The following is a 17,227-nucleotide window of genomic DNA, read 5'->3' on the forward strand; positions in this document are numbered from 1 at the left end:
AGGCGCGCCGCGGCGGCGGTGGTAGCCTCGCGGCATGACTGCGAAAAAGACATGGCGCGTCGCTATTTTGCCCGGCGACGGCATTGGCCCCGAAGTGATCGCCCAGGCCACGCGCGCGTTGGATACGCTGGCCGGCATCGAGCCCGAGCTCGCGATCGATTACGACACCTTCGACTGGCCGTCGCATGCCTGGCACGAAGCCCACGGTGAATCGGCCCCGGCGGATTATCTCGAGCGGCTGGCCGGTTACGACGCGATCCTGCTCGGCGCGCTCGGCGACCCCGGGCCGGTCAGCGATCCTGATCGTTATCTGCTATCCGATTCGGATTCGCTGGCGCCGCTGCTGGAGATCCGCAAGGGCTTTGATCAGTGGGTGTGCGAGCGGCCGGTGCGCCGTCTCGAGGGTGCGCCCCAGTACTTGGCCGACCCCAGGGCAAACGATATCGACATGCTCGTCATCCGCGAGAACAGCGAGGGCGAGTACGTGAATCAAGGCGGGCGGCTGGCGGCCGGCACGCCGAACGAGGTGGTGACCCAGACCGCCGTGTTCACCCACCGTGCGACCGATCGCATCATCCGGCATGCCTTCGAGCAAGCCCGGGCGCGGGCGGGCTTACGCCAGAGCGAGGGCCGGGAACGCCAGTTCGGCCCCGATAAGCACACCAGTCAGGTGTGCCTGGTCACCAAGCGCAATGCCCAGAAATTTTGGGGCGATATGTACACCGAGATGTTCGCCGAGGTCGCGAACGACTATCCGGACGTCGCCACCCAGCACGAACTGGTCGACGCCGCCTGCATGAAATTCGTGTCCCACCCGTGGCTGTTCGATGTGGTGGTGGCCTCCAATCTGCACGGCGATATTCTTACCGACCTGGCGGCCGTGCTCAACGGCGGCATGGGCGTCTCGCCCTCGGCCAATCTCAACCCCTCGGATCGCTCGCGCCCGCCGATGTTCGAACCCACCCACGGCAGCGCGCCGGATATCGCCGGCCAGAACAAGGCCGGCCCGGCGGCCATGCTGCTGACCGCCGCGATGATGCTCGACTGGATGGGCGAGGAGGATACGGCCGCCGCGCGCGCGGGCATGCGGCTGCGAGAAGCGGTGGCCGCCGATCTGGCCGCTCATACCGGCGCTTCGCGGACCACCGACGCTGTCGGCGACGCCGTCGTCGCCGGGCTTCAGGCCGGCCGTATATAAAGCGCGAGAACACCGGCGGCAAGCGGGCCAGATATGCGGATTGCAACCGCCCGGCAACAGGTCTAGCCTCGCCGCAAAACCATGTTCAATCACAGTCAGGAGAACAGCCATGACGGCCAATCGCCCGGGTAACCTGTCCCCGCTGCTCAAGCAGGCCACCGATGTCCATGCGGAGCGAGGCGAGGGCTGCTATCTGTTCGACAGCGAAGGACGCCGCTATATCGACTTCACCGCCGGCATCGGCGTGACCAGCACCGGTCACTGTCATCCCAAGGTGGTCGCCGCGGCGCAGGAACAGGTCGGCAAGCTGATCCACGGTCAGTACACCACCATCATGCATAAGCCGATCCAGGATCTCTCGGCGCGTCTGGCCGGAAAGATGCCGGGCGATATCGATACGATCTTTTATGCCAGCGCCGGCACCGAGGCCGCCGAGGGCGCTATGCGCCTGATGCGCCACGCCACTGGCCGACCGAACATCGTGGTCTTCCACGGCGGCTTCCACGGCCGGACCATGGGCGCGGCTTCGATGACCACTTCGGGTACGGCCTACACCGCCGGCCTGCAACCGATCATGGGCGGCGTGGTGGTCGCACCGTTCCCCAGCGCTTTCCGCTACGGCTGGTCGGAAGACGAAGCGACGGAATTCTGCTTGCGCGAGCTGGATTACATCTTCGATACCATCAGCTCGCCGAAGGACACCGCCGGCATGCTGATCGAGCCGATCCAGGGCGAGGGCGGTTTCGTGCCGGCCAACACCAAGTTCATGCAGGGCCTGCGCGAACGCGCCGATCATCACGGCCTGGTGCTTGGCGTGGATGAAGTCCAGGCCGGCTACGGCCGCACCGGCAAGTTCTGGTCGCACAGCCATTTCGACGTGCAGCCCGATATCGTCATGACCGCCAAGGGGCTGGCTTCGGGCTTTCCGCTGTCGGCTTTCGCCGCGCCGCGCAGCCTGATGGAGAAAGGCTGGCCAGGTTCCCAGGGCGGCACCTACGGCGGCAACGTCGTGGCCTGTGCGGCGGCGCTCGCCACGCTCGACGTAATCGAGGAAGAAGGCCTGGTCGAAAACGCCGCCGAACAGGGCGGGCATCTCGAGCAGCGCCTAGAATCGCTCCGGGACGATCATGAATGCCTGGTCGATGTGCGCGGCAAGGGTTTCATGATCGGCTGCGAGATCCACAAGGACGGCATGCCCGACGGCGATCGCGCCGATCGCATCGCCAAGGCCTGTGAGGCCTCGGGCCTGCTGCTGCTGCGCTGCGGCCCGCGCAAGCAGGTCGTTCGTTGGCTGCCGCCGCTGGTGGCCACCCGCGAGCAGATCGATGAAGCCGTGGATATCTTCGCCAAGGCGTTGGACGCCACGGCTTGACCGCCGCACATTAGCGCGTGTGAAAAAGCCGCCGATCGCGTCCGTGATCGGCGGCTTTTGCATCAACCCGGCAAGCCGCCGCCGGGCGGCATCGGTGGCGAGATAGGGTGCGGACATGCGTGCACGGGCATACGAATTCTGGGAACTGGCGCGGTCGAGTTTCTGGTTCCTGCCGTCGCTGATGATGCTGGTCGGGCTGGTCTTGTTCGCCATCACGATCACGATCGACGAACTGCATCTCACCGGCCGTTTTCTACACCGGGTGTTCTATTCCGGCGGCCCCTCGAACGCCACCAATCTGTTGCAGGCGCTGACCGGGGCGATGGTGGCGATCGCCACCGTGGTTTTCTCCACCATGATGGTCGTGCTCACGTTGGCGACCAGCCAGTTCGGCCACCGTCTGATCCGCAGTTTCATGCGCGACCGGGCCAATCAGGCCGTGCTCGGTATTTTCCTGGCGACGTTCGTCTACTGCATGCTGGTTTTTCATATGGTCGGCAACGACCCGAAGAACCAGTTCGTGCCGGGCGTCTCGATCAGCGTCGGCTTCGTACTGGCGTTGTTCGCCACTTGCACGCTGATCTATTTCACCCACCACATGGCCGAGTTGTTTTCGGCGCCGGAGGTGCTGGAAACCGTGGGGGTGGAATTCGATCAGGCGATCCACCGAATGTATCCCGCCGCCGAATCCGGTGAGGTTATCCGCGACGGCGATCGCGCGCCGGAACTTGGCTCCGCCGCGCAGGAAATCCAGGCCCACGACGGCGGCTATGTCCAGGCGATTGGTGTCGAGGCGCTGCTGGAGATCGCGTGCAACCACGATGTCGTTATCGAGTCACGGGTCAGCTACGGGGACTACGTGTTGCCGGGCAACGTCGTGGCGCGCATCCACGGCGCGGCACTCGACGACGAAAAGGCCGGGCACGTGATACGCGAGTATGTGCTCGGGCGCAGCCGTTTGACCGATCACGATCTGGTGTTCGCGATCAATCAGATGGCCGAGATCGCGGTGCGCGCGCTGTCGCCGGCCTTGAACAATCCGTTCACCGCGTTGGACTGCGTCAATCGAATCGGCCGGTCGCTGGCGATTCTGATCGAGCGGCCGCTGCCCGCCGAGGGGGTCACCGACAAGAGCGGCGAGATACGCGTGGTTATCCGCCTTCCCAGCTTTCAAGACCTGCTGGATGCCGCCTTCATGCCGATCCGCAACTACGGCCGCACCAGCGTGATCACGATGCGCGAAATGCTGCGCGTCATCGCCAAGCTCGCGCCGCTTACCCGGCGCGACGAGGAGCGCCGGGCGTTGGCCCGCCACGCGGAGACCATTTTAGAGGCGGCCGGCCACGGTCTGTGCGAACGCGTTGATCTGGAGCGGATTCGTGCTTCTTTTGCGGACACCAGACAAGCGCTTGCCGCCGTCGGCGAGATGCTGCCGGAAGCGGCAAAAGAGGGCGATTGAAGTGGCCATGCCGGCTCGCCACGAACTGCCGTGCGTTTCCCGCCGGCGACCGCGCAGCGACATGCGAAATCGTATCGTCCACTGAGTCGGCGGCCGATCCCCGCGGCCGGTTCGGCTCGGTACCGGCGGCGCGAACTCGTCCGTTTTCCCGGCGATTTTGTTGGCCAACGATTGTTTGCCGTGCCACATGGCGGCATCATACGGCGCTTGCGTTCGGAACGAGGGGGCTCGTCGGTCGCCGCGGCGGCTCCGGACACCGCTGAAAAAGAATGGATCGCCAACAAGGGATGAAGTCGATGGACTATTATCGAGCGTCTTCTTCGAGGGTTCGTGTCGTTCGATCCTTCATCGGATACGCGCTGATTTGCTTGTGCCTGGTCGCGCCGGTGGCCGGGGCCGCAACCTCGTCAAGTCAGCCGCCAGAGGGCTCGCAGCAGTCGGTGTCGCTGGACCAGCTCGCCGATCTGCTCGCCAACGACAAGACACGTAACCAACTGATTCAGGAGCTGCGACAGGCAGCGAACAAGGAGCAGGGCGGCAAGTCCACGGCCGCACCACCGGCTGCCGCCGAAAAAGGCGGTGCGCCCGCGGCCGATAACGCCGCCAAAACGCAGGCTATCCGACAGGTGCCGGAGCACCGGCAATCGTTCGCGCGTCAGTTCGCCCAGACCACGGCGGCCTGGTCGGAAGCCGCGGTTTCCGTGGTTGCGGCGGGTTGGCATCGTGTGGCGGCGCTGGTCAGCAGCGGCAATCGCGGCCCTACGGGCGCGGGCATCGCCTGGGGCGCGTTTTTTCAATCGGCTGTCATGTTCGCGATCGTCGCGGCGGCCACCGTGGTGTCTTTTCTGGTGCTTCGCCTGTTGGCGGGCGCGCTGTTTTCCCGGATAGCCCGGCTCCCGGAGCGTGCCGCCACGCGTCGTGCGACTTTCGTGCGCCGGACCACGGCCGTGACCGTGGGCATTCTCGTCGATGTGGCCGTGGTGTTTATTGCCGGCGGCGTCGGCTATGCGGTCGGTCTCTATGGGATCGGCGACAACGGCGCCATGGGTACACGCCAGTCGCTGTTCATCAACGCCTTTGTCCTGATCGAGCTGGTCAAGGTGGTGATCCGTGCGCTGTTTGCGGATCGTTACGACAATCTGCGTCTGCTGCGGATGACGCCCGCGGTGGCGGCCTGGTGGAGCATTCGGCTGCGCTGGTTCATCGGCGTGATCGGCTACGCGCAACTCGTGGTGGTGCCGATCCTCAACGTCCAAATCAACTATCTCGTCGGCGCGGTGGTTACGTTCATCGTCATGGCCGCAGCCTATATCTATGCCTTGACGGTCATATTCGGGAATCGCCGCTTGCTGACCCGCCGGCTACGGGACATGGCGGACAACGCGTCGCTGGGTTTCTTTTCGGTGCTTTACCGGTTGTTCGCCCGGATCTGGGTGTTCCTGGCCTTGGCCTACTTCACGACCCTGTTCGTGGTCAGCCAGCTCTATCCCCAGCAAGCGCTGCCGGCCATGCTGTGGGCGACCGTGCAAACGTTGATTGCCGCGGTCGTCTGCCTCGGATTATCCGGCCTGCTGTCGCGGATCATCGGGCGCCGCGTCCACTTTTCGGATTCGATGCGTGACAGGATGCCCATGCTCGAGGCGCGGCTCAATTCCTATGTGCCGAGCGCGCTCAAGGTCGTTCGCGTGGTCATTTTGATCATATTCGTCGCGGTCACGCTAACGATCTGGGGAATCTTCAATTTCAGCGAGTGGCTGGCCACGGATATCGGCATCCGGATCGTCGGCGCCGCGATCCATGTCGCGCTTATTGTGGTGGCCGCCGCGGTCTTGTGGGTTATCGTCGCGAGCCTGATCGAACACCGCATGAGCCCCAACACCGGCCACGGCGCGCCGACCGCGCGCCAGCAGACCCTGCTGTCGCTGTTTCGTAACGCGGTCGCGATTCTGATCGTCGGGTTCACGGTGCTGATCTGCTTGTCGCAGATCGGGGTGAATATCGGGCCATTGATCGCCGGCGCCGGCGTGTTCGGTCTGGCCATCGGTTTCGGCGCCCAGAAGATGGTCCAGGACATCATCACCGGCGTGTTCATTCAGCTGGAGAACGCGATGAACACCGGCGATGTAGTCAATCTGAGCGGAACCTGGGGCACCGTCGAGCGCCTGACCATCCGCTCGGTGTCGCTGCGCGATATCGATGGCGGTTTCCATATCATCCCGTTCTCTTCGGTGTCGGTCGTGTCGAACTATATGCGCGAGTTCGCCTATTACCGGTTCGAATATCGCGTTGCTTACCGCGAGGACATCGACAACGTGATCGTGCGCCTGCGCGAAGCCTTCGCGGAACTCAAAGCCGATCCGGCTCATCGGCCGAACATCCTCGAGGACATGACGGTGCCGGGGGTGACGGCGCTGGATGAGAGCTCGGTTAAAATCCGGATCATGATCAAGACCGTAGCCGGCGCCCAATGGGGCGTGGGACGGGCGTTCAATCGGCTGGTCAAGATTCACTTCGAGCGGGCCGGTATCGAGATTCCGTTCCCGCACCAGACGCTGTGGTTCGGCGAGGATCACCGGGGCGAGGCACCGGCGGCCAACATCCGCCTGTTGGAAGTCGACGACGAGGACGGCAACGCCGGTTATCGGCCGAAGCGCCGCCGCCGCGGCGACGACGCGGCGCCGGAGGAAACCGGAGACGCGCCGGGCTAACCGGCGCGCCTCCGCGGCGCTCAGCCCGCGACCGGGCCATCGGCCGCGGGTGTTTTCACGCTAATAATGCCGCGAACGAGCCGACGGCGCGGGATGAAGTTGATCAGTTTCTGATCAGGGCGTGACGGTGCGCGTGGCGACAGGGATCGTAGCGTTTGTCACAGACTTATACACAGGCTTGTCCAGCTTTTCTGTGAAAAACCGCTATGGCCCAGTATGTTGCGTGTGCAACGTCGCGGCGGTTCGAGCGTAGCCGGCATCATCGCCGTTATCGTCGGTTGGCGAGCCACCGGAGTATTGAACCGGAGCACAAGACGGCAGTTGATCGAAAATTGATCAAAACGCTTGTAAGGCCGGTATTACGGGCTATTCGGGAGTTTCGCACAGCGTCGTCCACAGCTTTATACAGGGATCGTGTGAAGAACTCGTAACCCGGGGCGGGCCGAGCGCCGGCCGCGCCCGATCGTGTTCGACGACTGGACCGGGCGCACTGGTCAGGAATTGGCCATTCTGCTCGGAACGCGACGGCGTGGTGGATCACACAATCGCGGGGCATTTTATCCACAAGCTTATCCCCGGCGCATGTTGAAAACCCACAACCCGCGATTTTTGAGCGCAAAAAAGACGGTCGCGGCCGCGTGTTAGGCTACGCCGTTTTCCATGGCTACAGTCACGGCAGGTAGGGCATGACAGCATCGGACGAGCGGAAACTGCTCTGGATCGACGGCGCGTACATCGCGGCTGGATCAGGTGAATTTTTCGAAACCGTGAATCCGGCGACCGGCGAATTGCTGGCCCGCGTCTCCAGTGCCGGCAAGGACGACATCGATACCGCCGTGGCCGCCGCCCGGGCGGCTCTCGGGCCGTGGAAGGCGACGAGCGGCGTCGAACGCGGACGTGTTCTCTATCGTCTGGCCGCGCTGATCCGCGCGCATCGCGACGAACTCGCCGAGCTGGAAATGCTCGACGGCGGTAAGCCGATCGCCGAGACGCCCGAGGCCGATGTGGATTCCGGCGCCGATTGCCTGGAATATTTCGCCGGCCAGGCGAGCTCGATTCAGGGCGAGTATCAGGAAGTCGACGGCGGTTTCTTCTATACGCGCCCGGAAGCGCTGGGCGTGGTCGGCGCGATCGGCGCCTGGAACTATCCGCTGCAGATCGCCTGCTGGAAAACCGCGCCGGCCCTGGCCGCGGGCAATACGGTCGTGTTCAAGCCGTCGGAACTGACGCCGCTTTCGGCGCTGCGTCTGGCGGAGCTGGCCAAGGAGGCCGGGCTGCCCGATGGCGTACTCAATATCGTGCCGGGTTTCTCCGACGCCGGCCAGGCGATGTCGAATCATCCCGGCATCGACAAGATTTCGCTGACCGGCGGCGCCGATACCGGCAAGAAGGTGATGCGTGATGCGGCCGGTACGCTCAAGACCGTTTCGCTCGAGCTTGGCGGCAAATCGCCGCTGGTGATTTTCGACGACGCCGATCTGGACAACGCGGTTTCGGGCGCCATGCTCGCCAACTTCTTCACCCAGGGCGAGATCTGTACCAACGGTACGCGCGTGTTCGTGCACGAATCGGTGCGCGAGGCGTTTCTGGAAAGACTCGTGGCGCGCGTGAACAAGCTCAAGACCGGCAATCCGGCGGATGCCGATACCGATGTCGGGCCGATGATCAGCCCCGAGCACGGCCGGATCGTGCTCGACTACATCGAGGCCGGCAAGGCCGGCGGCGCGAAGCTTGTCGCCGGCGGCGAAAAGGTGGCGGTGGCCGGCTGCGATTACGGCGTGTTCATCGAGCCCACGGTATTCGACGGGTGCGCGGACGATATGCAGATCGTACGGGAGGAAATTTTCGGTCCGGTCATGTCGGTGTTGTCGTTCACCGATGAAGCCGATGTGATCGAACGGGCCAACGACACGGAATACGGCTTGGCCGCCGGCGTATTCACGCGTGATCTCGAACGTGCCCACCGCGTGGTCGGCGCGCTGGAAGCCGGCATCTGCTGGATCAATCACTACAACATTACGCCGATCGAGATGCCGTTCGGCGGCATCAAGGGCTCCGGGATAGGCAAGGAGAACAGCCGGCGCGCGCTCGATCACTACACGCGCATCAAGAGCGTATTCGTGGCCCGCGGCGCGATCGACGCGCCATATTGATTCAAGCGAGGTCGAAAGCCTATGAGCACCCCGAAGAAGAAGTACGACTACGTGATCGTCGGCGCCGGCTCGGCCGGTGCGGTCATGGCGCACCGGCTCACCGAAGACGCCGATGTTTCGGTGCTTCTGGTCGAGGCCGGGCCGATGGATTACAGCCTCTTCATCCATATGCCGTCGGCGTTCGCTTATCCGATGAACGGCGATGCCTACAGTTGGAACTACCACACCGAAGCCGATCCTTATATGGACAATCGTGTCATGCATTGTCCGCGCGGGCGGGTGCTGGGTGGTTCGTCCTCGATCAACGGCATGGCCTACGTACGCGGCAATGCGCTCGACTTCGAGAACTGGGCCCGGGACTTCGGCCTCGAGCACTGGCGCTACAAGAATGTGCTCGGCTATTTCCGCCGGGCCGAGAACTTTGACCAGGGCGAGAACGACTATCACGGCGGACGTGGGCCGCTGCACGTGACCACCGGCGCCGGCAGCAATCCGCTGTATCACGCGTTCATCGAATCGGGCATGAAGGCGGGCTATCCGTACACCCCGGATATGAACGGCTTTCAGCAGGAAGGCGTGGGCCCGATGTTCATGACCACCAAGGACGGTGTGCGCGCCTCCACCGCCAACGCCTATCTGCGCGGCGGCGCGATGCGGCGTTCGAACCTCACGGTCATGACGCGCACCTACACGCGCAAGATTCTGTTCGACGGCAAGACCGCCGTCGGCATCGAGATCGACCATCTGGGCACGCGGTCCAAGGTTGAGGCCGAGCGTGAGGTGCTGCTGTGCGCCGGCGCGATCAACTCGCCGCAGTTGCTCATGCTGTCCGGCATCGGGCCGCGCGATCAGCTACGGGAACACGGCATCACGCCGGTGTACGAGAACCCGAACGTCGGTCGCAACCTGCAGGACCATCTGGAAGTTTATGTCCAGTACGAATGCAAGGCGCCGATTACCCTGTACTCGGCGCAAAATATGGCGGCGATGGGCCGAATTGGCGCCCAGTGGCTGCTCACCCGCAAGGGTCTGGGTGCGACCAACCACTTCGAATCCGGCGGCTTCATTCGCAGCGAACCGCGCGTGGCGTATCCGAACATTCAGTACCACTTCCTGCCGATGGCCGTGTCCTACGACGGCAGCGCCAAGGCGACCAGCCACGGGTTCCAGGCCCACGTCGGCCCGATGCGCCCGGAATCGCGCGGCGAAGTCCGGCTGGCCTCGGCCTTCTATAAAGCGGCGCCGAAGATCGTGTTCAACTATATGGCGACCGAACGCGACCGTCGCGAAATGCGCGACTCGATCCGCCTGACCCGCGAGATCATTAAACAATCGCCGTTCGATCGTTACCGCGGCAGGGAACTCGGGCCGGGTCCGGACGCGCGCTCGGACGACGAGATCGATGCCTGGGTGCGCCGGACCGGCGAGTCGGCCTATCACCCGTCGGGCACCTGCGCGATGGGTACCCACGAGGCGGCGGTGGTCGACGGCGAGGGCCGCGTGCACGGCGTCGATGCGCTGCGCGTGGTCGATGCCTCGATCATGCCGCGTATCACCACCGGCAACCTTAACGCGCCGACCATCATGATGGCCGAGAAGATCGCCGACGCGGTGCGCGGCCGGGCGCCGGTGGTCGAGGACCGGCCGTGGTATCGGGCCGACGGCTGGCAGCACAGCCAGCGCTGATGGCGGCGTTGGCGCCGCTCAGCCGGCAAACGGCCAGATCATCGGTACCAGGGTGACGGTGAGCGCGCCGACGAGCAGCGTGAGTGGCAGGCCCAGACGCAAAAAGTCGGTGAACCGGTAGCCGCCGGGCCCGTAGACCATGAGATTGGTCTGGTAGCCGATCGGGGTCAGGAAACTGGCCGAAGCAGCGACGACGACGGTAATCGCATAGGGCATGATGTCGCTGTGCATGCCGCGTGCCAGCGATACCGCAATCGGAAACATGATCACGGCGGCGGCATTGTTCGTGATCACGGCGCTGATTAGCACCGTGGCCGCAAACAAGGCGACCAGCGCCCCTTGTGCGCTGTGGCCGGCAAGATCGGTGAAGCCGTGGGCGAGCTGGGCGGCCAGGCCGGTATTCTGCACGGCCCCGCCGATGCCGATCGCGGCGCCGATGGCCACCAGTAACGGCCAGTCGATCGCGCGGCGCGCGGCGGCCGGGCTCGCACAGCGCGTGAGCAGCGTGAGCGCAGCGCCGATCAGGGCGGCCTGCAGAATCTCGAGCAGGCCGGCGGCGACACTGACCACCACCGCTGCAATCACCGCAATCGCTGCGTAGGCCTTGTGGTGCTGGGGCGGCTGCGAGTCTTCGATCTGGCTGACCAGAAAGAAATCCCGGGAATGGCGCTGCTGTGCGACAAACGCCGGACGCGCCTCGAGCAGCAGCGTATCCCCGGGGCGCAGCACGATGTCGCCGATCTTCTTTTGAATCCGTTCGCCGTCGCGGGCCACCGCGAGCACCACCGCGTTGTAGCGGGTACGGAATCCGCCGGCACGGATGCTCGTACCGACCAGCGGACAGCTCGGCGCGACCACCGCCTCGACCAGCACGCGGGCACGGCGCGGACTGTCGAGCTTGAAGATCTGTTCGGTGGCCGGCCGCAGCCCACGGATGCGCTGCAGATCCACCACCGAATCGACGATGCCGATGAACACCAGTCGATCATTTGCGGCCAGCGGCTGGCGCGGCGAGACCGCGGGTAACAGCTTGCCGTCGCGTTCGATCTCGGCCAGGAACATGCCCGGCAGTTGGCGGAGCCCGGCGGCCTCGATGGTCCGGCCCGGCAGCGGGCCGTCGCCCGCCACGATCATCTCCACGCTGTACTCGCGCGGGTTGTCCAGCTGGGCGGTGGGCGTTCGGCGGTCCGGAATCAGCCAGCGGCCGGCCCCTGTGATGAATGCCAGGCCGGCCAGCGCAACCGGCAGGCCGATCCAGGCGAGTTCGAACATGTCGAGCCCGTTGCCGGTCAGGCGGACGAGCAGAGCATTGATCAAGAGATTGGTGCTGGTGCCGATCAAGGTGCAGGTGCCGCCGAGGATAGCCGCGAAACTGAGCGGCATCAGCAACTGCGAGATGGGCAGCCGGTGCCGGCGGGCCCAGTCGCCGACCGCAGGAATGAGCGCAGCGACCACCGGGGTATTGTTGACGAAGGCGCTCATCAGCGTGGTCGGCAGTATCAGCTGGGCCTGCGCCTGGCGTATCGAGCGTGGGTGGCCCAGCAGGCGGGCGACCAGCAGCTCGGTGGCGCCGGTATCGCGCAGCCCGGCGACTACGATATACAGCGCCGCGATTGTCGCCAGGCCGGGGTTCGAGAACCCCGCCAACGCCTCGGTTGGCGAGACGACGCCGGTGATCAGCAGTGCCAGGAGGCCGCCCATGAGCACCAGATCGGCCCCGAGCGTGCTGACCACAAGAACGGCCAGAACCGCGGCCAATACGGCCAGCGTGATCAGCGCATCGATCGACATGAACAAATATTCCGGCGAATTAGGACACGCATTTTGCGCCCGCTTATCCTCTACGCCGGCGGCTGTCCTGGATATGAACCGGAGCCGGGTGCGCAAACCGGCAAAAGACCTGACCGGCGTTGCGCGCTGGTACGTCTGGTGTGGGCGGGCAGAGAGGTTATCCTAGGCATCTCATCCATCGCTGCACGCACCGCCACGCCATGACCGATCGCGAAAAACGCCCGCTTTATATCCCCTACGCCGGCCCGACGCTGCTCGAGATGCCGTTATTGAACAAGGGCAGTGCGTTCGCGGCCGACGAGCGGGTGGACTTCAACCTGATCGGCCTGTTGCCGCAGAACGTCGAGTCGATCGAAGAACAGGTCGAGCGCGCCTACAAGCAATACCAGGCTTGCGATACCCCGCTCGACAAGCATATCTATCTGCGCGGTATCCAGGACGACAACGAGACCATGTTCTTCCGGCTGCTCGAAGAGCATTTGGAAGAGATGCTGCCGATCATCTATACGCCCACCGTGGGCGAGGCTTGCGAACAGTTTTCCGAGATCTATCGCAACCACCGCGGCCTGTTCATCTCCTATCCCGACCGGCACCGCATGGACGACATGCTGCGCAGCGCCACCAAGGACCACGTGCGCGTGATCGTAGTCACCGACGGCGAGCGTATTCTGGGGCTGGGCGATCAGGGCATCGGCGGCATGGGCATTCCGATCGGCAAGCTGTCGCTGTATACCGCCTGTGGCGGCGTTTCCCCGGCCTATACGCTACCCGTGGTGCTGGATGTGGGCACCAACAATCAAGCGCTGCTGGACGATCCGATGTACATGGGCTGGCGTCATGAACGGATCGCCGACGAAGCCTACGCCGAATTCGTGGATCTGTTCGTACAGGCGGTCAAGCGCCGCTGGGCGAAGGTGCTGTTGCAGTTCGAGGATTTTGCCCAGACCAACGCCAATCCGCTGCTGGCGCGCTATCGCGACGATATCTGTTGCTTCAACGACGATATCCAGGGCACGGCCGCGATCTGCGTGGGTTCGCTGCTGGCCGCCTGCAAAGCCAAGCAGGAAAAGGTATCGGAGCAGACCATCGTGTTCGTCGGCGCGGGTTCCGCCGGTTGCGGCATCGCCGAGCAGATCATCGTGGCCATGGTCGACGAAGGCCTGTCCAAGGAGGACGCGCGCAAGCGTATCTTCATGATCGACAAGACCGGCCTGCTGACCGACGATATGGAGGGCCTCTACGATTTTCAGGCCAAGCTGACGCAGAAAAAGAGCGATTTGTCCGATTGGTCGGGCGATCTCGGCGACGACGCTCTGATGACCACCGTGGAGAACGCCGAGCCGACCGTGCTGATCGGCGTGTCCGGCCAGCGCGGCCTGTTCTCGGAAAAGGTCATCAAGAAGATGCACAGCCAGTGCAAACACCCGTTCGTGATGCCGCTGTCGAATCCGACCTCGCAGGTCGAGGCCACGCCCGAGGAGATTCTCACCTGGACCGATGGCGACGCGCTGGTCGCGACCGGCAGCCCGTTCGACGACGTCGAGCTCGGCGGTCGCAAGATTCCGATCGCCCAGTGCAACAACGCCTATATCTTTCCGGGCGTGGGGCTCGGCGTGATCGCGTCCCACGCCACCAAGGTCACCGACGAGATGTTCATGGCCGCCTCGCGCGCTCTGGCCGAGAACTCGCCGCTGGCCGATTCCGACACCGGCGCCTTGCTGCCGGCGCTGGCCGATGTGCGCGATCTGTCCAGGGCGATCGCGTTTGCGGTGGCCAAGCAGGCGCAAAAAGACGGCGTGGCGCTGTCGTCCTCCGATGAAACGATCGAGCAATCGGTGGACCGGAACTTCTGGTTCCCGCGCTATCGGCGCTACCGGCGCGCCGCGTTCTAGCGCGATCCGGTTCAGCGCCGTACGATGAGGTAGATGCCGTCGCGCGTGGCGGTCAGCCCGCGGTCGCGCAGATGATCGCTTTCCGGTAGGCCGCGGCGTTCGGCCAGCAGATCGACATGCGCATAACGCCCGTAAAGCTCGCCGACATCCTCGTCGTCGACATTGAACGGCGGGCCGTCCATGAGCGACGGGTCGTAGCCGAAGGTGATCAGCAGCCCGGTCGCGCCGCGCCGCAATCCGCCCATCAGATGATCGACATAGGCATGGCGTAGGTCCTCGGGCAGAGCGATAAGCGCGGCCCGGTCGTAAAAGCCCTCGAAGCGGGCGAGATCCGACCGCGGTAGATCGAATATATCGCCGACGCGAATCGTGATCCGGCCGCCGATATAGCAATCGAAGGCGCCGACGCGCTCGCGTCGATAGGCCAGGCCGGCCTCGTCGAAGAATTCGCGGGCAGCAACCGCGCTAAACTCGATGCCGGTGACATGATGCCCGCGGCCGGCCAGCCAGTGCATGTCCTGCGACTTGCCGCACAGCGGCACCAGCACGCGCGCCGCCGGCACCAGCGACAGTTGCGGCCAATGCTCGTGCAGTAGCGGGTGGCCGTCGGTCTGATGGAATCCGATCTGCTTATCTTTCCAGCGTTGCAGCCAGAAATCCTGCTTCATGGGTTCGGCCTGTCGAGTTCGGGATAGCGGCGAAATATGCCGTCTTCGTTGAAATCGATGCAGCGTTCGCTGTCGAGATACGCGGCGATACGCCGGCGTTTCGCCACCCGGCGCGTCAGTTCGTCGAGCGCCGGCGTATCGATTTCGGCCAAGGCGTTGGGAAAGGCATAGTAGAGCCCGCGCATGACCAGAAACAGCGACAGATCCAGCGTCGTGCAGCGCCGGCCGACGCTCCATTCATCGCTGTCGGGGTTACGGCTCAGCACGCCTTCGAAATAATCCAGAAACTTCGGCAGGCGGGCGTCGATGAACGACGCGCTGCGGCGCGCTGCCGCTTCTTTCTGCTCGTCGTAATACAGACCCGGGCCGAGCGGATGATGCGTGTCATGGATCTCGGCGACGAAATCCGTGACCGTCAACTGTATTTGGTGCATGCGACGGAAATCGCGGTCATCGTGCGGCGCCAGCTCCAGCGGACGGCTGACCCAGGCCAGGATGTGCGCGACATGCGAGGCCGACTCGTGCGCGTCGGCCAGTATCGGCGGCGCGAAGTGCCCACCGCGGCTAATCATATCGGCGACCGCGCCGGCACCCTGGTCACGGCCCACGTCGACGTACTCGGCGCCGGCCTCCTCGAGCGCAAGACGCACGAATTCGCCGCGGCCGGGGATGCTCGGCCAGTAGTACAGCCAGTAGCTCATTTGCTGTTACCGGTACGAATGATTGTCTTATCGCAGCAAAGCGATCGACTGTCGTCAATCCGCAGACCTTCGGGTATATAAACGTCGATCGAGGTGCTAGTTTTAGAATAGCGCGGTCTGGAGCATGGCCTCGTGGCCGTCGACGAAACCCGATAAGCCGACACCGACCAGCCGATAACGCTCGTTCGGCGGGCGCCCGACCCGGTTGCGCAGCGCGCAGGCGATGGCGGCGAGTTCAGCCGCGGATCGTGGCGGCGAGACCGGCGTATAGCTGCGCGTCAGGCTCTGGAAGTCCGAGGTTTTGAGTTTGAGCACCACGGTGCAGGCCACGCGTTCGGCCTTGCGCCGATAGTTCGCCCAGGCCTTGTCGGCCATGCGCTGGATGTGCGGCGCCAGCTCAAAGAGCGGCAGATCCTCGCGCAGCGTGTCCTCGGCCGAAATTTGGGCCGCTTCGCGATCGGATTTGACCGGCCGATCGTCGACCCCCTCGGCGAGTTCGGAAAGCCGCCGGCCCCAGCGGCCGAAGCGTTCGATCAGTACGGCCGCGCCGACCGCGCGCAGATCGCCGGCGGTGGCGATGTCCATCGCCGCCAGCTTCGAGCGCATCACCCGGCCCACGCCGTGAATCCGGCCGACGTCCAGATCGGCCAGAAAACGCTCGACCTGATGCGGCTTGATCACGAATTGCCCGTCGGGCTTGCGCCAGTCGGAGGCGATCTTGGCCAGAAATTTGTTGGGCGCCACGCCGGCCGAGGCGGTCAGACCGGTCTCTTCACGGATCGCCGCACGAATCGCGCGCGCGGTTTCGGTGGCGCTGGGCGAAGAAATGAGCGGATCGGTGACATCGAGGTAGGCCTCGTCCAGCGACAGTGGTTCGACGTGCGGCGTATAGCGCAAGAATATCTCGCGGATTTGGGCCGACACCGCCTTGTAGTGCGTGAAATCAGGTGGCACGAAGATCGCGTCCGGACATAGCTTCGCCGCGCGCATGGCGGGCATCGCCGAATGAATCCCGAACGGCCGGGCCTCGTAGCTGGCCGCGGTCACCACCGCCCGCGGACTGCGCCGGGCCACCACCACCGGCCGACCGCGCAGCTCGGGATTATCCCGCTGCTCGACCGAGGCATAGAAGGCGTCCATGTCGACATGGACAATCTTGCGCACGCGCTTCGTACCGTCGGTGCTCATGGCGGCATATATGACGGTTCGCGCGGTGTTGTGCAAGCACGAAAACGAGGCGCCGCGGTGTCGTCGCCTCGGTGCGCGGGAAATACCTTTGTTAAAAACCGGAGCCGCCAAGCGCCGGGCATACCACCTCGGCGCTTGGCGGCCGCGATATGCCAGGCCGTTATTGGCCGTGTTTGACCCCGGGCTCGCCGCGGCCGAGCGCGACGTCGGGTGCCCTACGGACGTTGGGCATCTTGCCCAACGGCAAGATCTGCTTGCCGACGCCCTCGAACATCAGGCTGCTCGCCGTGTACCACGCAATAACCGCCGAGACCACAAGCACATAGCCGGCCGCGATGACTACCCCCTCGCTACCGATCAACCGGCCGATGGCCAAACAGAGCGCGCCGGCGGCGAGTGTGTAGAGCACGA

At 64.4% G+C, this 17,227-nt stretch carries 12 protein-coding genes; 7 read left to right on the forward strand and 5 right to left on the reverse strand.

Annotation, left to right across the window (positions count from 1 at the left end; genetic code table 11):
• The first annotated feature begins 34 nt into the window (after positions 1-34).
• The 6 genes from VFJ08_RS02880 to betA all read left to right on the forward strand — a co-directional run bounded on the left by VFJ08_RS02880 (position 35) and on the right by betA (position 10,576).
• Positions 35-1,198, forward strand: coding sequence for an isocitrate/isopropylmalate dehydrogenase family protein (locus tag VFJ08_RS02880; RefSeq protein WP_324994968.1), 1,164 nt, complete (start codon positions 35-37; stop codon positions 1,196-1,198).
• A 109-nt stretch (positions 1,199-1,307) separates the two neighbouring features.
• Entirely contained in the window at positions 1,308-2,570 is a 1,263-nt protein-coding gene (locus VFJ08_RS02885) for an aspartate aminotransferase family protein (protein ID WP_324994969.1), read from the forward strand.
• A 115-nt stretch (positions 2,571-2,685) separates the two neighbouring features.
• Entirely contained in the window at positions 2,686-4,029 is a 1,344-nt protein-coding gene (locus tag VFJ08_RS02890) for a DUF2254 domain-containing protein (protein ID WP_324994971.1), read from the forward strand.
• A 296-nt stretch (positions 4,030-4,325) separates the two neighbouring features.
• Positions 4,326-6,737, forward strand: coding sequence for a mechanosensitive ion channel domain-containing protein (locus VFJ08_RS02895; RefSeq protein ID WP_324994973.1), 2,412 nt, complete (start codon positions 4,326-4,328; stop codon positions 6,735-6,737).
• 686 nt (positions 6,738-7,423) lie between these two features.
• Entirely contained in the window at positions 7,424-8,890 is a 1,467-nt protein-coding gene (gene betB, locus VFJ08_RS02900; RefSeq protein ID WP_324994975.1) for a betaine-aldehyde dehydrogenase, read from the forward strand.
• Between the two features lie 21 nt (positions 8,891-8,911).
• Positions 8,912-10,576, forward strand: a complete 1,665-nt coding sequence (betA, locus tag VFJ08_RS02905; RefSeq protein WP_324994977.1) for a choline dehydrogenase — start codon at positions 8,912-8,914, stop codon at positions 10,574-10,576.
• 18 nt (positions 10,577-10,594) lie between these two features.
• On the opposite strand, the gene VFJ08_RS02910 is transcribed toward betA, so the two are convergent.
• Positions 10,595-12,367 carry an SLC13 family permease gene (locus VFJ08_RS02910; protein WP_324994979.1) on the reverse strand — a complete coding sequence of 591 codons (1,773 nt, stop codon included), beginning with the start codon at positions 12,365-12,367 and terminating at the stop codon, positions 10,595-10,597.
• 200 nt (positions 12,368-12,567) lie between these two features.
• On the opposite strand from VFJ08_RS02910, the gene VFJ08_RS02915 reads away from it, so the two are divergent.
• Positions 12,568-14,259, forward strand: coding sequence for an NAD-dependent malic enzyme (locus VFJ08_RS02915; protein WP_324994982.1), 1,692 nt, complete (start codon positions 12,568-12,570; stop codon positions 14,257-14,259).
• 11 nt (positions 14,260-14,270) lie between these two features.
• Here the strand turns inward: VFJ08_RS02915 and VFJ08_RS02920 are convergent, their stop codons facing one another.
• The 4 genes from VFJ08_RS02920 to VFJ08_RS02935 form a co-directional block, all read right to left on the reverse strand.
• Positions 14,271-14,927 (reverse strand): thiopurine S-methyltransferase, encoded by a 657-nt coding sequence (locus VFJ08_RS02920; protein WP_324994984.1) that lies wholly within the window; start codon positions 14,925-14,927, stop codon positions 14,271-14,273.
• Entirely contained in the window at positions 14,924-15,628 is a 705-nt protein-coding gene (locus VFJ08_RS02925) for a glutathione S-transferase (RefSeq protein ID WP_324994986.1), read from the reverse strand. The genes VFJ08_RS02920 and VFJ08_RS02925 overlap by 4 nt, the downstream gene beginning before the upstream one ends.
• A gap of 102 nt (positions 15,629-15,730) precedes the next feature.
• Complete coding sequence (gene dinB, locus VFJ08_RS02930) at positions 15,731-16,816, reverse strand: DNA polymerase IV (protein ID WP_324994988.1); 1,086 nt, start codon at positions 16,814-16,816, stop codon at positions 15,731-15,733.
• 160 nt (positions 16,817-16,976) lie between these two features.
• On the reverse strand, positions 16,977-17,227 hold a 251-nt coding region (locus VFJ08_RS02935; protein WP_324994990.1), incomplete at its 5' end, for a GPR1/FUN34/YaaH family transporter.

This window comes from Salinisphaera sp. (genome assembly GCF_035690525.1).
Classification (GTDB): Bacteria; Pseudomonadota; Gammaproteobacteria; order Nevskiales; family Salinisphaeraceae; genus Salinisphaera.